Source organism: Flavobacterium aciduliphilum (assembly GCF_003268855.1).
Lineage (GTDB): Bacteria > Bacteroidota > Bacteroidia > Flavobacteriales > Flavobacteriaceae > Flavobacterium > Flavobacterium aciduliphilum.
The window spans coordinates 529,245-547,299 of sequence record NZ_QLSZ01000001.1 but is presented as its reverse complement, the minus strand read 5'-3'; the positions used below and the strand labels follow the sequence as shown (position 1 = coordinate 547,299).

The window sequence follows — 18,055 nt, the reverse complement described above, 5'->3', positions numbered from 1 at the left end:
TTAAAAAAATGAAAAAAATAAGCATAATAATTTTAGCAACGATAGGGTTAATTTCTTGTAACAAAAATAACGACAAAGCTGACGGTTATGGGAATTTTGAAGCAACTGAAATAACTATTTCTTCAGAAGCTAACGGTAAAATAGAGTTTTTAAAAGTCGAAGAAGGAGATGAATTAAAATCTCAATTACAAGTAGGATTAGTTGATACATTACAATTACATTTTGCGAAACAACAATTAATTGCCTCTAAAAGCACCGTGTCGTCAAAATCCGCAAATATAATATCACAAAAAAGCGTCTTAAATGAACAATTAAAAACAGCTAAATTAGAGAAAAACCGAATCAGTAATATGTATGCTGAAAATGCTGCAACTAAACGACAAGTAGATGAAATTGAAGGAAAGGTAAAAGTTATCGTAGAGCAAATAAAAAGTGTCGGAACTCAAAATGCACCTATTTTAAATGACCTTAAATCGATAGATGTACAAATTGCTAGAATCAATGATCAAATAGCAAAAAGTAAAATTATTAATCCTATTAATGGAACTGTTTTGACTAAGTATGCTGAACCAGGCGAAATAACAGCATTTGGAAAACCACTATACAAGATCGCTGATATTTCTGAAATGACTTTGCGAATCTATGTAAGCGAAACACAGTTGTCAAAAATAAAAGTTGGACAAAATGTATCGGTAAAAATTGATGCTGAAAAAGATATGAAATCATATCAAGGAAACATTTCATGGATTGCATCTTCGGCAGAGTTTACTCCTAAAATTATTCAAACAAAAGAAGAACGAGTAAATCTCGTTTATGCCGTAAAGGTAAAAGTAAAAAATGATGGTAGTCTAAAAATCGGAATGCCCGCAGAAATGTGGATTAAATAATAATTAAAAAAAATACAAGAAATGTTAAAAATAAAAATTGCCCTTTTATCCACAGTTGTATTACTCCTTTTCTCTTGTAACACGAAATCAAAAGAAGAAAAAACTACTGAAATTAACACTGAAGAACACCAACATTCTGAAAGTGAAACAATTCAATTAAACAATGGTGAAAAATGGAAGGTAGATGATAATATGATGCTACACATTCGTAATATGGAAAAAGATGTAGTCCATTTTGACCAAGAAAAAGGCACTAATTATTCATTATTAGCTAATAAATTAAAGACAAATATTGATATACTAACATCAAATTGTACCATGAAAGGACAAGCTCATGACGAACTTCACAAATGGTTAGTTCCATATATAGAATTAGTCGATTCGTTTTCTAAAGAAAAATCAGCAAATCAGTTTACAGAAATTCAAAATTCGTTTAAAACATTTAATCAATATTTCCAATGATTTTAAAAAACTTACATACCGAAAATAAACCAGTTCAAACACAATTATTATTTGAACCAAAAGACGCTAAAGTAATTTCATTGCAAATAGCAAAAGGCGAAACACTTAAAGAGCACGTTTCAAAAATACCTGCATTGTTAGTTTGCATTACAGGAAATGCTGTTTTTACTGATGATAAAGGAACAGTCGTTAATCTCAATTCAGGCACTTATGTAATGATTGAAGAAAATGTAAAACACGCAATAAAAGCAATTGATGAAAGTAATTTCTTATTGATGAAATAATGAGTATTGCTGTAAACAACATATCAAAATATTACAAAAAATTAAAAGCAGTCGAAAACATTACTTTTAATGTAAATGACGGAGAATTATTTGGTTTAATTGGACCTGATGGCGCAGGAAAAACAACTATTTTCAGAATACTTACTACGCTTTTAGTTGCCAATGAAGGAAGTGCTGAAGTAGCAGGTTTTGACGTAGTCAAACAACTCAAAGAAATCAGAAACTCTATTGGCTATATGCCAGGAAAATTCTCGCTATATCAAGATTTAACTGTTGAAGAAAATCTACATTTTTTTGCCACTATTTTCGGAACCACAATTGAGGAAAATTATGATTTAATTAAAGACATATACATTCAAATTGAACCATTCAAAGACAGAAGAGCAGGTGCTCTTTCGGGCGGAATGAAACAAAAATTAGCATTATGTTGTGCGTTAATTCATGCTCCAAAAGTATTATTTCTTGACGAACCAACTACAGGAGTTGATCCCGTTTCTCGAAAAGAATTTTGGATAATGCTAAAAAGATTGCAACAAAAAGGCATTACAATATTAGTTTCAACACCCTATATGGATGAAGCTTCTCTTTGCGATAGAATTGCATTAATTCAAAAAGGCAAAATTTTAAAAATAGAAACACCAGAAAATATCATTAACAACTACGAAAAAGTAATTTATGATGTACAAGCAAAAAACACACACGGATTGATTCACGATTTAAAAAATTATCCTAATCAATACAGTGTTTATGCTTTTGGTGAGTTTGTACATTACATAGATAAAAATGCAACTTTCAATCCAAACGATTTACAAACCTATTTGAAAAATAAAAATCATACGGATATAATTATTAAACCTGCTACAATAACCATTGAAGATGTTTTCATGGACTTATAAACAAAAAAATGGAAAGAGAAAAAATAATATCTGTAAAAAATTTAACAAAAGAGTTTGGCCATTTTACTGCTGTAAAAGGCATTTCATTTGATGTTTATAAAGGAGAAATTTTTGGTTTTTTAGGAGCCAATGGAGCAGGGAAAACAACAGCTATGAAAATGTTGATTGGAATTTCAAATCCTACTTCAGGTGAAGCCAATGTTGCAGGTTTTGATGTTCACTCACAAGCCGATATGGTAAAAAAAAGTATTGGTTATATGAGCCAAAAGTTCTCAATGTATGATGATTTAACTATTAAAGAAAACATTACTTTTTTTGGTGGAATTTATGGATTATCAAGAATACAAATCAAACAAAAAATCGCACAATTAATAGAAGAATTAGAACTTCAAGAAGTAGCCAATAATTTAGTAGGTTCGTTACCATTGGGTTGGAAACAAAAATTGTCGTTTTCAGTTGCATTACTGCACGAACCAAAAATTGTTTTTCTCGATGAGCCAACAGGAGGCGTTGACCCAATAACTCGAAGACAATTTTGGGAAATGATTTATACACAAGCTTATAAAGGTACTACCATTTTTGTAACCACACATTACATGGATGAAGCAGAATATTGTGACCGTGTTTCTATTATGGTTGACGGCTCTATTGAAGCTTTAGACACCCCAAAAAATTTAAAACAACAATTCAAAGTAGATTCTATGAATGATGTTTTTTTAAAATTAGCAAGGAATATAGAATAATAAATCACTACAACACTTGAAACTTAAACTAGAAACAAAAAACAAATGAAAAGATTTATCGGATTTGTAAAAAAAGAATTCTACCATATTTTCAGAGATAAACGTTCTTTGTTTATTCTGTTTGGTATGCCGATTGCCCAAATTTTATTGTTTGGTTTTGCCATAACAAATGAAATTAACAATGTTGACATTGCCATTTTAGACCAATCAAACGATATAGAAACACAAAAAATTATTTATAAAATAAAAGCATCACCCTATTTTAATGTTGAAAACCAAATTGAAAAAGAAAGCGACATAGAATCAGAATTTAAAAAAGGAAAAATCAAGGCAGTTCTTATTTTCGAACCAAATTTTAGTAAAAATCTAGAAACCAAAAAAGTAGCAGTAGTTCAAGCAATTACCGATGCGACCGAACCTAATGTTGCCAACACAATAGCAAATTATACCTCAGCAATTATACAAAATTATCAATCGCAAAAAAAACAATCCAATAGTAATCCGGTAAAGGTTGAAGTACAATCGAGAATGTTTTATAATCCTGAACTAAAAAGTGTTTTTAATTTTGTTCCAGGTGTAATGACCGTTATTCTAATGCTTGTTTCAGCTATGATGACCTCTATTTCTATCACACGAGAAAAAGAATTAGGCACTATGGAAATTCTTTTAGTTTCTCCATTAAAACCATTTCAAGTAATTATTGGAAAAGTATTTCCTTATATTTTTCTTTCCATTATCAATGCAATCGTAATATTAACATTAGGCTATTTTGTGTTCAAAATGCCTATAAATGGAAGCATCTTTTTGTTAGCTTTTGAAAGTATATTATTTATCATTTCTGCTCTTTCATTGGGGATATTAATATCTACCGTTTCTAATTCTCAACAAACCGCAATGATGTTATCATTAATGGGTTTGATGCTACCAGTAATTATTCTATCAGGATTTATATTTCCTATAAATAGTATGCCTTTACCCATGCAAGTAATCAGTAACATCATACCTGCAAAATGGTTCATTATTATTGTAAAAGCCATTATGCTCAAAGGTGTCGGAATTCAATATATATGGAAAGAAACCCTTATATTAATAGGGATGACTGTGTTTTTTATAACATTGAGCATCAAAAAATATAAAATTAGACTAGAGTAAGAATAGTATTACTGTAAAGGTTTAAAAATAATCATTGGGATATAAAAAAAATTATGAAATCGCCATTAACAACAAGTTTGTTGCAAACAAACACCAATGAAAATAGCGATACATATGCACCAAAAAACAAATAATATTTACATATGAAAACAATATTATTCATCATACAGAAAGAGTTTAAGCAAATTTTTAGAGATAAAAGTATGCTCCAACTTATATTTATATTACCCATTTTGCAATTATTAATTTTGTCAAATGCAGCTACATTCGATGTTAAAAACGTCGCAATTACTTTTGTCGACAATGACCAAAGTCGGGAATCAAGAGATTTAATAAATTCGTTTAAATCCTCAACCTATTTTAAAGTTACAGAACCCTATTTTTCTGAAAAAGAAGCTATCCAAGAAATGCAAAAAGGAAAAACCGATATTATTGTAAATATTCCAATTCACTTCAATCGTGACCTTCAAAAAGACCAAAAAACAAGTATCTCAGTAAGTATTAATGCTATAGATGCTGCAACAGCAGGTGTTGAAAATGTATATGTAACACAAATTATAAATACATACAATCAAAATATTCAAATGCAGTCCAACTATTTTTCAGGAAACAAAGAAATACCTCAAAATATTATAGTTATACCGTCTTTTTGGTACAACAAAACCTTAAACTACAAAACCTTTATGGTCCCAGGTATCTTGGTTTTATTGGTTACTATGCTTACTTTATTTCTGTCATCAATGAATATAGTTAGAGAAAAAGAGTTAGGTACATTGGAGCAAATTAATGTAACACCAATAAAAAAATATCAGTTTATAGTTGGAAAATTATTTCCATTTTGGGTACTTGGCTTAGTGATTTTGACTGTTGGCTTACTTATAGCTAAAGTTGTTTTTAATGTTCCCATGCTAGGTAATATTTTCCTTGTTTATGGTTTTACATCAGTGTATTTGCTATTAATTTTAGGATTCGGACTATACATATCTAATCATACCGAAACCCAACAACAAGCTATGTTTATTGCGTGGTTCTTTATGGTGATTTTCATATTAATGAGTGGTTTATTTACACCTATCGAAAGTATGCCAAAATGGGCACAAAGCTTAACATTGTTAAACCCTATTCGATACTTTGTAGAGTTCATAAGAATGGTTCTACTAAAAGGATCCGGATTTTATGAAGTATTACCAAACCTATTAATTGTTACCGGATTTGCAGTATTTGTAAACGGCATGGCGGTTTGGAGTTATAAAAAATCAAATTAGAAACTTAGCTTAAATCAAAATATTTATAAGTATTGAATTCAAACTTTTAGAAATCTTGAATTCAACAAATAAATGAAAACATGAAAAATAAAATAGTTTTGATTTCTATTATTTTAATAACATCTATTTCATCGGCACAAACTAAAACAGATTCAATAGTTTCACTTAGTTTAGATAAAATAGCACAAGTTAACCAAGTAGAAAGTTATGTTACATTTCCTTTTGATATTGGAAATTTAGAACCCTTACTATTTGAAGCAAATGTTAGTCCTAATTTTAAAATTCGAGAACGTAAAGATTCAAGATTAATGGCAGTACTTACCTCTCAAATCATTATAAGAATGTTTGATGAATATTCATATCCAGTAAAAACACCCAGTTATATTCCTCAAATAGCATTTTATTTTCTAACAGGTCATAAAGAATCAGCCAATAAATTAACACTTTTTGGTAAAATTGCACATCATTCGAATGGTCAAAACGGAAATTTCTATACCGAAAATGGAGATGTCAATTTACAATCCGGTAATTTTGCAACAAATTATATAGAAATTGGATTTTTAAAATCATCTTACAGTAACCAACTCAATGCGTTCAAATTTATTAAAAGCTCTATTGAAATTCATCCAAAAAAATGGATGTTAGAAGAACTTCAAGGTCAATATAGTGGACTTCGATGGCACAATACCTTTTTAGCCTACAAGCTTCCTATGAAAAGTAGTCTAATAAAAAATAAAGAACAAAGAGCAAACTTTTCTATAAAAGCTGAAACTACTTTGATGCTTGATAATATTAATAATTGGGATACTTTTAATATAGACAGACTTAATACAAGTTTAATTGTTTATTATCATCCAAAATTTTTAGAAGATATTGGATTCTATATTCAATTCTATCACGGTATGGATTACTATAACATATATTTTCAACACCAAATCAATACAATCCGTTTTGGTATTATGACAGAGGTTTTACGTTTTTAAAATATTTTAATATTTCAAAAAAGTTTGTCCTTTTTTAATGCCTAAGGATAATTCTTCAAGTGAAGTGTTTTCTAGCATGTAAATTAAATCTTTTTTTACAAACTTAAATTTTTCATGAACAGGACAAGGGTGCTCTTCAGAACAATTGCTTAACCCTAAACCACATCTTAAAAAAACTGAATCACCATCAATCGCATTAACAATATTAACTAGCTTAATGCTTTTTAGTTCATCTTTTAAAATCATAAAACCTCCACCAACTCCTTTACTAGATTTAACAATATTATTTTTAACTAAAACTTGTAAAATTTTTGCAGTAAAGGCAATTGGAGAATCAATTTCTTTAGCAATTTCTTTCAATCCTACTTTTCCTTCTTTACAACAATGTGTAGCAATAAAAATTGTAGCTCTTATTCCATATTCACAACTCTTTGAAAACATTTTTTTATGGCAAAAATATTAAATTAGCATCATAAAAGACAATTTTATCTTTTATTTAACAGTTATGATTTTTATCATGTTTTATAAGAACATCTATTCGGAATTTTGTTAAAAATTAATAAAGGACATTATTGTCTTTTATTAAAATTAATTAACTAAAACTAAAATTTATGCTATCAAAATCACAAGCAAGGGCATTTTTTCTAGGAGGAACATTAGTTACATTTTTAGTCTTCATAGGGTTAACTATCTACTCGTTCATGCCAAAAAATGACCAAACCAACTATGGCAAAATTGATGCTCAAGTTGTAAAAGGGAAGGAAATTTGGGAATCCAACAATTGTATGGGTTGTCATACTATTCTTGGAGAAGGAGCTTATTATGCTCCTGAATTAACAAAAGTTATTGACCGAAGAGGTGATGCTTATGTTAAAGCTGTTCTAATGTCGAAACAACCATGGCAACCTAGAGGTAGAAAAATGGTTGCTTATGCAATGTCAGAGGCTGATGCAGAAGCTGTTATTGCCTACTTTAAATGGATTGGCAAAATCGACTTAAATGGTTTTGACCGAGTAGTTTCTCCTTTATCTAAAGCTAAAAATTAAAATATATTATTATGAAATATAAATCACAAAAAGTAGCCTATTGGTTTTTTGCCTTATGTATGTTATTGTTTTCATTACAAATAATATATGGCTTTATCATGGGCTTTGATCGAATTGGTTTGCAAGGTCTGCATGACATCATTCCATTTAACACTGCAAGAGCAGTACACACCAACTTGCTAGTAGTTTGGTTATTAACAGGGTTTATGGGAGCAGCTTATTACATCATTCCCGAAGAGGCTCAAAGAGAATTGATAAGCGTAAAATGGGCTTATGTACAGCTTATATCATTAGCTGTTGTAGGTGTTGTAGCTATAATTGGTTTTCACTTGAACCATTGGGAAGGTAGAAAATTTCTTGAAATTCCAAGAGAATTGGATTTTCTTGTTGTTGTAAATGTTTTATTGTTTTTAGGACTTATTTTAGGAACTCTATTCAAAGGAAAACGCAAAACAACAACTGCATTGGTATTATCAATGGGATTATTATTTGCAGCATTGCTATACTTGCCTGGAATGATTTGGTTTGATAGCCAAGTAATGGATTCCTTCTTCCGTTGGTGGGTTGTTCACCTATGGGTTGAAGGTGTTTGGGAATTAATAATGGGTGGTATTTTATCTTATTTATTAATAAAACTAACAGGAGTTGATAGAGAAGTTATTGAAAAATGGTTGTATGTAATCATTGGTTTAACTTTCCTTTCAGGAGTTTTAGGTACTGGACATCACTATTATTATATTGGAGTAAACAAAATTTGGTTAATCGTAGGTGGAATATTTTCAGCATTGGAACCATTAGCATTCCTTGCAATGGCATTATTTGCAGTGAATATGTATAGAAAAGGTGAAAAAAGCCACCCAAACAAAATTGCATTATTCTGGACTATTGGTTCTGCAATTGTTTCTTTTATTGGTGCAGGATTATTAGGATTTGCGCATACAGTTCCACAAACTAATTTATATACTCACGGAACATTAGTTACTGCAATGCACGGACACTATGCGTTTTGGGGTGCTTATGCCATGATTGTTTTAGCAATTATTAGTTATGCTTTACCAAACTTAACAGGCAGAAAACGCTATAATAGTGTACAAGGAAATGCCGCGTTTTGGTTGTCAAATATTGGAATCCTTGGTATGACTGTAGCATTTGGTGTTGCTGGTGTAGCTCAAGTATATATGGAAAGAAAAATGAAAATGGAATTTATGGAAGTTCAAAACGAAATTGCAATCCATTTTGTGGTATTACTTATTTGTGCAACAATGTTTACAGTTGGAATAGGTCTTTTTATATATGACTTCATAAAATATGGTAGACCAACAGACGAAGCAATGGAAATTGAAAATAATTAAAAAGTTAAAAGTAATGAAAAAAATATTTATACTAATTTTTGCTTCGGTTGCATTTATTGGATGTAAGCAAAATGATGAATACAAGAAAGTAGATGCTACTCAAATAAAAGTAGATGGAACTATAAATGCAGAATTGACTTCACCTCCTTTTGTACCAAAACCAGTTGGAGATAGGCCGGCCAAAAAGCTGATTGTCAATCTTGAAATAATTGAAAAAGAAGGTGAAATGGCTGATGGCGTTAAATATGTTTATTGGACATTTGGCGGATCTGTTCCTGGAAGTTTTATTAGAACCAGAATTGGTGATGAAGTTGAATTTCACCTAAAAAATCATCCTGATAATAAATTACCTCACAACATCGATTTACATGCTGTAACTGGTCCAGGTGGTGGTGCAAAATCCTCTTTTGTAGCTCCAGGACACGAAGTAACTTTTTCTTTCAAGGTGTTAAACCAAGGTCTTTTTGTTTACCACTGTGCAACAGCTCCAGTTGGTATGCACATTGCTAATGGAATGTATGGATTAATTTTGGTTGAACCAGAAGGTGGTTTGCCTCCAGTTGATAAAGAATACTACATTATGCAAGGTGATTTTTATACTAAAGGTGCTAACGGAGAAAAAGGATTACAACCTTTTGATATGACAAAAGCTATAAAAGAAGAACCTGATTATGTTGTATTTAATGGAAAAACAGGTTCACTAACTGGCGATAATGCGCTTACCGCAAAAGTTGGAGAAACTATTCGTTTGTTTGTTGGAAATGGTGGACCAAACTTAGTTTCTTCCTTCCACGTTATTGGAGAAATCTTCGATAATGTTCATGTTGAAGGAGGAACTTTAATCAACCACGATGTTCAAACAACTCTTGTGCCTTCTGGAGGAGCAGCAATTGTGGACTTTAAAGTAGAAGCTCCAGGAACTTTAATCATAGTTGACCACTCTATCTTTAGAACATTCAACAAAGGAAGTTTAGGGATGATAAATGTAACTGGTGACGATAACAAAACTGTTTATTCAGGACCTCAATCTGACGAAGTTTATCATCCAGAAGGTGGCACAATTCAAACCATGCCAAATGAAGCAAGCGCAAAAGCTCCAAAAGCAGTAACTCTTGTTGAACGAATTGCAGATGGAAAATCAATTTACTCAAGAACTTGCTTTGCTTGTCATCAACCAACTGGAGAAGGTTTGCCAAATACATTTCCTCCTTTAGCAAAATCAGATTTCTTAAATGCTGATGTAAATAGAGCAATAGAATTTGTTCTTAAAGGTAAAACAGGTGAAGTCGTTGTAAATGGCAAAAAATACAATAGTGTCATGACAGCACAAACCCTTACGGATGATGAAGTTGCAAATGTTTTAACTTATGTTTATAGCACTTGGGGCAATTCTAAAAAAGAGGTTACTCCTGCTATGGTTAAAGCCATTAGAAGTAAAAAATAAATTATTGATTCAATGAAAAAGTTATATTTTCTGTTTGTCGTAATTGTATTAATTTCTTGCTCGAAAGATAAAGAAACGAATACTCTAGAAAATATTACTGTTCCATCAGTTTCTACTCCAAACGACGTTTCTTTTGGAGTAGAAACACCGATGGTTTCTATAAAAGGCGGAAAATATGTTCCTCTTTACGGAAAAAAAAATAAAGCTGTAGAAGTAAGTGATTTACTTATGGATGTCTATCCTGTTTCAAACGAAAACTTTTTAGCTTTTGTAAAACAAAACAAAAGATGGAGAAAATCCGAAGTAAAAAAACTTTTTGCAGATGATAATTATCTAAACAATTGGAAAAAGGATACCATTTTAGCAACAGATATGAAACCAAAGAGTCCAGTTACAAACGTTTCTTGGTATGCAGCAAATGCTTATTGCGAATGTCAAGGTAAACGACTTGCAACCGTTGACGAATGGGAATTTGTAGCAATGGCAAATCAAGAAATGGCAGATGCTCGAAAAATAAAAGCATACAATCAATATATTTTAGACTGGTACGAAAAACCAAAAACGTTTAACAATGAAATTGGAAAAACCTTCAAAAACTATTATGGTGTATATGATTTACACGGTTTAGTTTGGGAATGGACTTCCGATTTTAATTCAATTTTATTAACTGGTGAATCTCGAAGTGATGTAACTACAGATAAAAATTTATTCTGTGGAAGTGGTTCACTAAATGCTTCCGATTTAATGAATTATGCTGCGTTCATTAGATATGCTTTTCGAGGAAGTGTAAAAGCAAATTATGCAGTGAAAAATTTAGGTTTTAGATGTGTCAAAGACACTTTAAATACAAAAAAACCATGAAAAAAATAATCCTCTTTTTTATAGCAATATCTCTTTTTGGCTGCAAAAAAAACGCCGAAATAACAAATAAATCCATTTCAGACGAATCTATTTTTAATTTAACGAGCAAATGGAAAACTCAAGACAACAAAACCATAGAAATAAAAGACTTTAAAGGAAAAGTTACCGTAATGGTAATGATATACACAAGTTGCAAAGCCGCTTGCCCAAGATTAGTAGCCGATATGCGAGACATTGAATCTAAAATGCCCAAAGACAAACTTTCCGATTTAAACTTTGTTTTAGTAAGTATTGATCCCGAAGTAGATACTCCTGAAAGATTAAAAACGTTTGCAAAAGCCAATTTTATGGATGCACCACATTGGACATTTCTACAAGGAACAAAAACAACAGTACAAGAGTTTGCCAATGTTCTATCTGTAAAATACAAACAAATTGCACCAATGGATTTTTCTCATTCCAACATTATCAGTGTTTTTGATAAGAAAGGTATATTAATTCATCAGCAAGAAGGTTTGGGCGTAAACAACAAAGAAACAGTAGATAAAATAATTGAAACCGTATACAAATAATATCATGAAAAAACATATATACACAGTTCTTATTGGCCTTTTAGGAACAGTTACAATTTCAGCACAACAATTTAATGTTAATGCCGATTTAAGAGCGCGCTTTGAAAACAGAAATGGTTATGGAACGCTAAAACCCGATACTGAAGAATCCGCTTCTTTTATATCTCAAAGAACAAGGTTGATTTTTGACTATTCATTTAAAAATATAAAATTAGTGGTTTCACCTCAAAATGTTAGAACTTGGGGCGATGCTTTGACTAACTCTAAAGACGATATCGCCTCTTCGTTTCATGAAGGGTACGGAGAAGTTGCAATGAATGAAAAATTTGCTTTTAAAGTTGGACGTCAAGAAATTAATTATGATGATGCAAGAATTTTTGGCAATGTTGATTGGGCAATGCAAGCAAGAAGCCACGATGCCTTTGTATTAAAATTTGCACCTAACGCAACAAATAAAATTCATTTTGGTGTTGCATACAATGCAAATAAAGAAACCAACTTCGAAGAAAACTATGCTTTAAATCAATACAAATCATTGCAATATCTATGGTATCATACTGATTTTAAGAAAATAGGATTGAGTGTTTTAGTTTTAAACAACGGAATGCCTTATTTAGTTGAAACAGAAGAAAAAGTAGATTACAGCCAAACATTAGGTTCGCGATTGGTTTACAAAAACGGAAACTTAAATATCAATGGAGCAGCTTATTTACAGACTGGAAAACTATCTGACAATTCAGTTAATGCAAACTATTTATCTGCAAATGTTGGGTACAAATTTTCAACAAATCTAAATGCAACTTTAGGTTTCGAAAGTCTTTCAGGAAAAGATCAAAATGACACTTCAACCGATGTGAAATCGTTTAATCCATTATACGGAACTAATCATAAGTTTAATGGTTATATGGATTATTTTTATGTTGGAAATCATATAAATTCTGTTGGTTTAACTGATGTTTATGCAACATTAGAATATGAAAAAAATAAAGTTTCTGCCAAACTAACTCCTCATTATTTTGCCTCAGCAGCATCAATTTATAAAGCTGGTGAAAAACAAGACAATTATTTAGGAACCGAATTAGACTTTACTTTAGCCTACAAAATGTATGAGAATGTAACAATTGATGCAGGTTTTTCGCAAATGTTTGCAACAACATCAATGGAAGTTTTAAAAGGTGGAAATAAAAATGCAGGCAATAATTGGGGATTTATATCTCTAAAAATAAACCCTAATCTATTTAATTACAAAACTGAAGTAAAACCTTAATAATTCTAAAAAAATGGCTTCATTAATACCATACTATTTTTCTGTAGGAAAAGAAGAAGAAATTTTTTCCCATGCTTATTCCAATAAAATTCCGCTACTTTTAAAAGGGCCAACCGGAACAGGAAAATCGCGTTTTATTGAATATATGGCGCATAAATTGGAAAAAAAACTCATCACCATTGCCTGTCATGAAGAGACTTCTTCAACCGATTTAATTGGAAGATATATCATAAAAGGAGCCGAAACTATTTGGGTTGACGGACCAATGACCACAGCCGTAAAAGAAGGCGCAATTATTTATTTAGATGAAATTGCAGAAGCAAGACCTGATGTTATTGTTGCCATCCACTCACTTACTGATCATCGTAGAGAGTTGTTTATTGACAAATTAGGAATTACTGTAAAAGCACATGAAGATTTTATGCTTGTTGCCTCTTTTAATCCTGGTTATCAACGTGGTTTTAAAGAGTTGAAACCTTCAACAAAACAACGTTTCTCGGCGCTTTCGTTCAATTATCCTGAAACCAAACAAGAAATAGAAATTCTTATTAACGAAACTGGAGTTGATGCTGAAAATGCTAAAAAACTAGTTGCGATTGGTTCAAAAATAAGAAATCTAACCGAACTTGGATTAACCGAAACTGTTTCGACACGACTATTAGTTAATGCGGCAACGCTAATTAAAAGCGGATTACCCAAACGACTTTCTACTCACATTGCAATAGTGGAGCCATTAACCGACGATTTGCAAACCGTTCAGTCATTGAAAGATTTGTGTGATTTGATGATATAATCAGTCATAAAAACTTAATAATGGATATAGACGAGCTACTTTTTGGAACCGTTTCTAAATATTTCAAAAAAAGAAATAAGAATAAAATTCTTTTAGATAATAATGCTATCTTCTTAAAGGATATTAAACCTCGTTTGACCATTTTAGCAAGAGCAATTACAGGAAATGCCATTGAACTTTTTCCTGCTGAACGAGAAGGTGGTTATAAAAATAACAATTTTTTTCTTCCTATTTATTTTAATGAATTTGCTACAAAAGAAGCCAATTTAGGTTTTTATTTTTTTAGAATATTATTTCTAAGTGTTCAATCTGAATTGAAAATAAATTTAACGTTAGATGAAGTTTTGTCTGAACAAAATAAGGAGGATATTTTAACCTTATTGTTTCAAAAATATCCCAATTCAAAAGTTATTTATCAAAACTTAAAATCGCATTTTGAAGCTAAAACAACTCCAAAAAACACAGCCGATTATTCATGGATTTATGGCAAGTTGATGCAAAATGATAATGAAGAAAACACTGAAACAATATTAGAAAATTTTTCGGATTTAGTAAAAAAACCTAATTCAGAACAAATTACTACAACATTGCAAGCAAAAGCTGTTGAAGAAATAACTACCGTTGAAATAGATAAAAAACAACAAGAAGATTATGTATTGCTTCATAGTTTTGAGAAAGTAGAAACTGCCGAAGAGTTCAATGGAAACTGGCGTGATTTTGATGGTTCCGACTATTTAGAAAAACACGAAAACGCTATTGAAGATCTTAATATGAAATTCACTGTTCGTGTTGACGATACTGCTCATTCTGTTTATCAAGCGGAATTTACTGAAAACACTTCAATCTCTGAAAGTGCCGAAATCGATTCTAATGGTTTTCATTTAACTTATGACGAATGGGATTTTGAAAAAAGAAAATACAAAGACCATTTCTGTAAAGTATATCCAAAAATTCAACTAAAAATAGATTCCAAATACTATCAAAATACAATATTAAAGAATAATTCAACACTATTAAATTTAAGAAAAATTTTAACCAATTTGAACAACAAAATGCAGCAACAAAAGCGTCAAAACCAAGGCGAAGAATTTGATATTGATGCTATTACAGATTTATACGTAGATATTCATTCGAAAAAAACACCTTCCGATAAAATTTATCTCTCCAACCGGAAAAAAGAAAAAGATTTGTCCATTTTATTACTCTTAGACATTAGTTTATCAAGTGATAGTTATGCAGCTGGAAACCGAGTAATTGATGTTGAAAAACAAGTTTCTATTTTGTTTGGCGAAATATTAAACGAATTCAATATCGACTTTTCAATTGATAGTTTTTACTCCAAAACACGAAATTTTTCGACCTTTTTAACTGTTAAAGATTTTGATGAAAATTGGGCTATTGCCAAAAATAAAGTAGGTGCAATTGAACCATCTGGCTATACAAGAATTGGTGCTGCTTTGCGTCATGCTGGAGCAAGATTAGACACGCGAAGTACAAAAAACAAGTGGATTATTCTCATTTCTGACGGAAAACCAAACGACTATGACAAGTATGAAGGCAAATACGGAATTAACGATGTGAAACAAGCCTTACGAGAATTAAATCAAAGAGATATTAGTTCCTATGCCTTGGCAATTGAAGCACAAGCTAAATATTATTTACCTCAAATGTTTGGACAAAATCACTATCAAATTCTAACAACACCAACAGAACTACTACAATCAATGGTAAAGTTGTACGAAAAAATAAAACAAAATTAAAATGACATCAGAATTCCAAAATAAAAAATTAGAAAAAGGACATCCAATTCAAAATTATTTAGATGAAACACTTCTAATTCATTCTATTACAGATGACCTTATTCACGTTGACATCAATAATGACTTTCAGAAGTTTTATAATTTATTCAACCAACTGGCAACAATTGAAAAACGTTTTGAACGTAAAGAAAATCAACTTTTCCCATTTCTTGAACAAAAAGATTGGACTGGACCATCACAGAATATGTGGTCTTTTCATGATATTATTAGACAAATCTTTAGAATTGTTAGACAAAACATTGAAGACAAAAATTTGATTTCAGCAAAACACAATACCGAATTAGCAATACAAAACATAAATAGATTATTGGAAGTGGAAGAAACCGTTTTATTTCCTAATGCATTAGAAATTTTATCTGATGATGACTGGAAGGTAATGCGAAGAGGGGAAGATGAAATTGGTTGGATGTTAGCCGATGTTCCACCAAACTATCCAAACGAACCTGAGTACATTCATCCATCACAAGATACTGAAAGAAGAACTGAAGTCGTTTTTGATGAAAAAGCAGCACATTATGATGAAGGATATATGACTGTAGAACAAGCAAACCTACTTTTCAAAACATTACCTATCGATTTAACCTATGTAGATGAAAATGATAAGGTGATTTTTTATAACCGAGGTGAAGAAAGAGTTTTCCCAAGAAGTGCTGGGGTTATTGGAAGAGAAGTTCGCTTTTGTCACCCACCAAAAAGCGTTGATACGGTATTGAAAATTTTAGAAGCATTCAGAAAAGGAGAACAAAACGAAGCTTCTTTTTGGATAAACTATAAAGACCGATTAATATACATCCGTTATTTTGCTGTTCGCAATTCAGAAAAAGAATACAAAGGAGTTATTGAAATGTCACAAGACATAACCGATTTTAAACAAATTAATGGAGAAAGAAGATTGCTAGAATGGAGCTAAAAAACATAAAAATAAATTACAAAAATTTCTATTATCCACCAGGAGGAATCTTGATGTGGATAATTATTTTTTTAGAGCTTTTTACCTTCGGAATGGCACTTGTTGCGTTGGTTTTTAGTGCAAAAGAAAATCAACAACTTTTTCACGAATCTAGTTTGCACCTTAATAGAACTTTTGGAACTATTAATACATTTTTATTACTTGCAAGTGGTTTTTTTATTGCAAATGCGGTTCATAATTTCAAAGAAAAGAATTTTGAAAAAGCTTCTTTTCAGTTCAAAATTACAATGGTTGGAGGTTTGCTTTTTATTGTATTAAAAAGTGTTGAATATTATATAAAAATTGAAGCTGGTTATTTGTTAGATACCAATAGTTTCTTTACATTTTATTGGCTTTTAACTGGGTTTCATATAATTCATGTTGTGGTTGGCTTGGTCATATTATTTATTTTAAACCGAAATATTACAAAAACATCCATAGAAGATGTTGAAGCTTCTGCCGCTTTTTGGCACATGTGTGATTTGATTTGGCTATTGTTATTTCCTGTTTTATTCCTTATTTTTTAACTATGAAAAAGGAACTAACATATACGTTCGCATTATTACTATTGTTGACATTTGCTACTTTTTTAATAGTCAATCTTCCCTTAGATTCTTTCATAAAAAAATGCTTAATTCTAGCACTATTCTCAGTTAAGTTTTTATTAGTTGCATTTCAGTTCATGGAGCTTAAAAAAGCGCATTCTTTTTGGAAAATTTCAACGATAACAATTTTAATCATTATCAATTTAATCATAATTATTTCATAATAAATAAAACCATGATTGAAATCATAAAATTAGAGAACTAAAAAATAGCACTTTGCAAACAAATTTAAAAAAATGGAAAATCACATTTATAATGTAAACTTAAAATGGGAAAGCGACAGAAAAGGGCTTATCTCATCTCCTGAATTACCAACAACAATTGAAGTGGCAACTCCTCCTGAATTTGACAAAGGAATGCCCAATATTTGGTCGCCTGAACACTTATTTACGGCTTCTGTATTGAGTTGTTTTATGACAACTTTTTTGGCAATTTCAGAATATTCAAAATTAGATTTTATTTCTTTTGAATGTAGTTCTGAGGGGATTCTTGAAAAGATAGAGGGTAAATACTTAATGACTAAAATAATTTTAAAACCAACATTAACAATTGCCGATCTAAACAAAATAGAGAAAGCACAACGTGTTTTAGAATTGTCTGAAAAAGCATGTTTGATTTCAAATTCAATCAAAAGTGAAGTTATATTGAAACCAACAATCAATATTGAAAATTAA

General features: G+C 30.8%; 21 protein-coding genes. 20 read left to right on the top strand and 1 reads right to left on the bottom strand.

Annotated elements, in window-relative coordinates; genetic code table 11:
* The first annotated feature begins 8 nt into the window (after nt 1–8).
* From CLV55_RS02705 to CLV55_RS02670, 8 genes are all read left to right on the top strand, one after another.
* Nucleotides 9–887: an HlyD family secretion protein gene (locus CLV55_RS02705; protein WP_112112177.1), complete on the top strand. Its 879-nt coding sequence runs from the start codon at nt 9–11 to the stop codon at nt 885–887.
* Nucleotides 888–908: 21 nt separating this feature from the next.
* The gene (locus tag CLV55_RS02700; protein WP_112112176.1) at nt 909–1,349 is read left to right on the top strand and encodes a hypothetical protein; all 441 of its coding nucleotides are present in this window, start codon (nt 909–911) and stop codon (nt 1,347–1,349) included.
* Nucleotides 1,346–1,633: a cupin domain-containing protein gene (locus tag CLV55_RS02695; protein WP_112112175.1), complete on the top strand. Its 288-nt coding sequence runs from the start codon at nt 1,346–1,348 to the stop codon at nt 1,631–1,633. Before CLV55_RS02700 ends, CLV55_RS02695 begins: the two co-directional genes overlap by 4 nt.
* Nucleotides 1,633–2,529, top strand: a complete 897-nt coding sequence (locus CLV55_RS02690) for an ABC transporter ATP-binding protein (RefSeq protein WP_171221816.1) — start codon at nt 1,633–1,635, stop codon at nt 2,527–2,529. Before CLV55_RS02695 ends, CLV55_RS02690 begins: the two co-directional genes overlap by 1 nt.
* A gap of 8 nt (nt 2,530–2,537) precedes the next feature.
* The gene (locus tag CLV55_RS02685) at nt 2,538–3,272 is read left to right on the top strand and encodes an ABC transporter ATP-binding protein (RefSeq protein ID WP_112112173.1); all 735 of its coding nucleotides are present in this window, start codon (nt 2,538–2,540) and stop codon (nt 3,270–3,272) included.
* Between the two features lie 45 nt (nt 3,273–3,317).
* Nucleotides 3,318–4,424 carry an ABC transporter permease gene (locus CLV55_RS02680; RefSeq protein ID WP_112112172.1) on the top strand — a complete coding sequence of 369 codons (1,107 nt, stop codon included), beginning with the start codon at nt 3,318–3,320 and terminating at the stop codon, nt 4,422–4,424.
* A gap of 143 nt (nt 4,425–4,567) precedes the next feature.
* Nucleotides 4,568–5,689, top strand: a complete 1,122-nt coding sequence (locus tag CLV55_RS02675; RefSeq protein WP_112112171.1) for an ABC transporter permease — start codon at nt 4,568–4,570, stop codon at nt 5,687–5,689.
* A gap of 80 nt (nt 5,690–5,769) precedes the next feature.
* Complete coding sequence (locus CLV55_RS02670) at nt 5,770–6,672, top strand: hypothetical protein (protein WP_112112170.1); 903 nt, start codon at nt 5,770–5,772, stop codon at nt 6,670–6,672.
* A 6-nt stretch (nt 6,673–6,678) separates the two neighbouring features.
* On the opposite strand, the gene CLV55_RS02665 is transcribed toward CLV55_RS02670, so the two are convergent.
* The gene (locus CLV55_RS02665; protein ID WP_112112169.1) at nt 6,679–7,113 is read right to left on the bottom strand and encodes an RrF2 family transcriptional regulator; all 435 of its coding nucleotides are present in this window, start codon (nt 7,111–7,113) and stop codon (nt 6,679–6,681) included.
* A gap of 170 nt (nt 7,114–7,283) precedes the next feature.
* Here CLV55_RS02665 and CLV55_RS02660 point away from each other — a divergent pair, with 170 nt between their 5' ends.
* The 12 genes from CLV55_RS02660 (at nt 7,284) to CLV55_RS02605 (ending at nt 18,055) form a co-directional block, all read left to right on the top strand.
* The gene (locus CLV55_RS02660; protein WP_112112168.1) at nt 7,284–7,718 is read left to right on the top strand and encodes a c-type cytochrome; all 435 of its coding nucleotides are present in this window, start codon (nt 7,284–7,286) and stop codon (nt 7,716–7,718) included.
* A gap of 11 nt (nt 7,719–7,729) precedes the next feature.
* Nucleotides 7,730–9,070, top strand: coding sequence for a cbb3-type cytochrome c oxidase subunit I (locus tag CLV55_RS02655; protein ID WP_112112167.1), 1,341 nt, complete (start codon nt 7,730–7,732; stop codon nt 9,068–9,070).
* Nucleotides 9,071–9,083: 13 nt separating this feature from the next.
* Nucleotides 9,084–10,514, top strand: coding sequence for a copper-containing nitrite reductase (gene nirK, locus CLV55_RS02650; protein ID WP_112112231.1), 1,431 nt, complete (start codon nt 9,084–9,086; stop codon nt 10,512–10,514).
* Between the two features lie 12 nt (nt 10,515–10,526).
* Nucleotides 10,527–11,375 carry a formylglycine-generating enzyme family protein gene (locus tag CLV55_RS02645; protein ID WP_112112166.1) on the top strand — a complete coding sequence of 283 codons (849 nt, stop codon included), beginning with the start codon at nt 10,527–10,529 and terminating at the stop codon, nt 11,373–11,375.
* Nucleotides 11,372–11,947, top strand: coding sequence for an SCO family protein (locus tag CLV55_RS02640; protein ID WP_112112165.1), 576 nt, complete (start codon nt 11,372–11,374; stop codon nt 11,945–11,947). The genes CLV55_RS02645 and CLV55_RS02640 overlap by 4 nt, the downstream gene beginning before the upstream one ends.
* 4 nt (nt 11,948–11,951) lie before the next feature.
* A complete protein-coding gene (locus CLV55_RS02635; protein ID WP_112112230.1) occupies nt 11,952–13,214 on the top strand; it encodes an alginate export family protein in 1,263 nt (420 codons plus the stop codon).
* A gap of 13 nt (nt 13,215–13,227) precedes the next feature.
* Nucleotides 13,228–14,007 (top strand): CbbQ/NirQ/NorQ/GpvN family protein, encoded by a 780-nt coding sequence (locus tag CLV55_RS02630; protein WP_112112164.1) that lies wholly within the window; start codon nt 13,228–13,230, stop codon nt 14,005–14,007.
* Between the two features lie 20 nt (nt 14,008–14,027).
* Nucleotides 14,028–15,767 (top strand): nitric oxide reductase activation protein NorD, encoded by a 1,740-nt coding sequence (locus CLV55_RS02625; protein WP_112112163.1) that lies wholly within the window; start codon nt 14,028–14,030, stop codon nt 15,765–15,767.
* A 1-nt stretch (nt 15,768) separates the two neighbouring features.
* Nucleotides 15,769–16,737: a PAS domain-containing protein gene (locus CLV55_RS02620; protein WP_112112162.1), complete on the top strand. Its 969-nt coding sequence runs from the start codon at nt 15,769–15,771 to the stop codon at nt 16,735–16,737.
* Nucleotides 16,728–17,303 (top strand): cytochrome c oxidase subunit 3, encoded by a 576-nt coding sequence (locus CLV55_RS02615; protein ID WP_112112161.1) that lies wholly within the window; start codon nt 16,728–16,730, stop codon nt 17,301–17,303. Before CLV55_RS02620 ends, CLV55_RS02615 begins: the two co-directional genes overlap by 10 nt.
* 2 nt (nt 17,304–17,305) lie before the next feature.
* Complete coding sequence (locus CLV55_RS13080; RefSeq protein WP_112112160.1) at nt 17,306–17,545, top strand: cytochrome C oxidase subunit IV family protein; 240 nt, start codon at nt 17,306–17,308, stop codon at nt 17,543–17,545.
* 72 nt (nt 17,546–17,617) lie between these two features.
* Nucleotides 17,618–18,055: an OsmC family protein gene (locus CLV55_RS02605; RefSeq protein ID WP_112112159.1), complete on the top strand. Its 438-nt coding sequence runs from the start codon at nt 17,618–17,620 to the stop codon at nt 18,053–18,055.

What these genes read in the sequence shown, in the direction of transcription:
- CLV55_RS02605 (WP_112112159.1), top strand. Translation starts at nt 17,618, where the DNA reads ATGGAAAATCACATTTATAATGTAAACTTAAAATGGGAAAGCGACAGA.
- CLV55_RS02625 (WP_112112163.1), top strand. Translation starts at nt 14,028, where the DNA reads ATGGATATAGACGAGCTACTTTTTGGAACCGTTTCTAAATATTTCAAA.
- CLV55_RS13080 (WP_112112160.1), top strand. Translation starts at nt 17,306, where the DNA reads ATGAAAAAGGAACTAACATATACGTTCGCATTATTACTATTGTTGACA.
- CLV55_RS02705 (WP_112112177.1), top strand. Translation starts at nt 9, where the DNA reads ATGAAAAAAATAAGCATAATAATTTTAGCAACGATAGGGTTAATTTCT.
- CLV55_RS02685 (WP_112112173.1), top strand. Translation starts at nt 2,538, where the DNA reads ATGGAAAGAGAAAAAATAATATCTGTAAAAAATTTAACAAAAGAGTTT.
- CLV55_RS02620 (WP_112112162.1), top strand. Translation starts at nt 15,769, where the DNA reads ATGACATCAGAATTCCAAAATAAAAAATTAGAAAAAGGACATCCAATT.
- CLV55_RS02660 (WP_112112168.1), top strand. Translation starts at nt 7,284, where the DNA reads ATGCTATCAAAATCACAAGCAAGGGCATTTTTTCTAGGAGGAACATTA.
- CLV55_RS02645 (WP_112112166.1), top strand. Translation starts at nt 10,527, where the DNA reads ATGAAAAAGTTATATTTTCTGTTTGTCGTAATTGTATTAATTTCTTGC.
- CLV55_RS02670 (WP_112112170.1), top strand. Translation starts at nt 5,770, where the DNA reads ATGAAAAATAAAATAGTTTTGATTTCTATTATTTTAATAACATCTATT.
- CLV55_RS02640 (WP_112112165.1), top strand. Translation starts at nt 11,372, where the DNA reads ATGAAAAAAATAATCCTCTTTTTTATAGCAATATCTCTTTTTGGCTGC.
- nirK (WP_112112231.1), top strand. Translation starts at nt 9,084, where the DNA reads ATGAAAAAAATATTTATACTAATTTTTGCTTCGGTTGCATTTATTGGA.
- CLV55_RS02700 (WP_112112176.1), top strand. Translation starts at nt 909, where the DNA reads ATGTTAAAAATAAAAATTGCCCTTTTATCCACAGTTGTATTACTCCTT.
- CLV55_RS02690 (WP_171221816.1), top strand. Translation starts at nt 1,633, where the DNA reads ATGAGTATTGCTGTAAACAACATATCAAAATATTACAAAAAATTAAAA.
- CLV55_RS02680 (WP_112112172.1), top strand. Translation starts at nt 3,318, where the DNA reads ATGAAAAGATTTATCGGATTTGTAAAAAAAGAATTCTACCATATTTTC.
- CLV55_RS02665 (WP_112112169.1), bottom strand. Translation starts at nt 7,113, where the DNA reads ATGTTTTCAAAGAGTTGTGAATATGGAATAAGAGCTACAATTTTTATT.
- CLV55_RS02675 (WP_112112171.1), top strand. Translation starts at nt 4,568, where the DNA reads ATGAAAACAATATTATTCATCATACAGAAAGAGTTTAAGCAAATTTTT.
- CLV55_RS02695 (WP_112112175.1), top strand. Translation starts at nt 1,346, where the DNA reads ATGATTTTAAAAAACTTACATACCGAAAATAAACCAGTTCAAACACAA.
- CLV55_RS02630 (WP_112112164.1), top strand. Translation starts at nt 13,228, where the DNA reads ATGGCTTCATTAATACCATACTATTTTTCTGTAGGAAAAGAAGAAGAA.
- CLV55_RS02615 (WP_112112161.1), top strand. Translation starts at nt 16,728, where the DNA reads ATGGAGCTAAAAAACATAAAAATAAATTACAAAAATTTCTATTATCCA.
- CLV55_RS02655 (WP_112112167.1), top strand. Translation starts at nt 7,730, where the DNA reads ATGAAATATAAATCACAAAAAGTAGCCTATTGGTTTTTTGCCTTATGT.
- CLV55_RS02635 (WP_112112230.1), top strand. Translation starts at nt 11,952, where the DNA reads ATGAAAAAACATATATACACAGTTCTTATTGGCCTTTTAGGAACAGTT.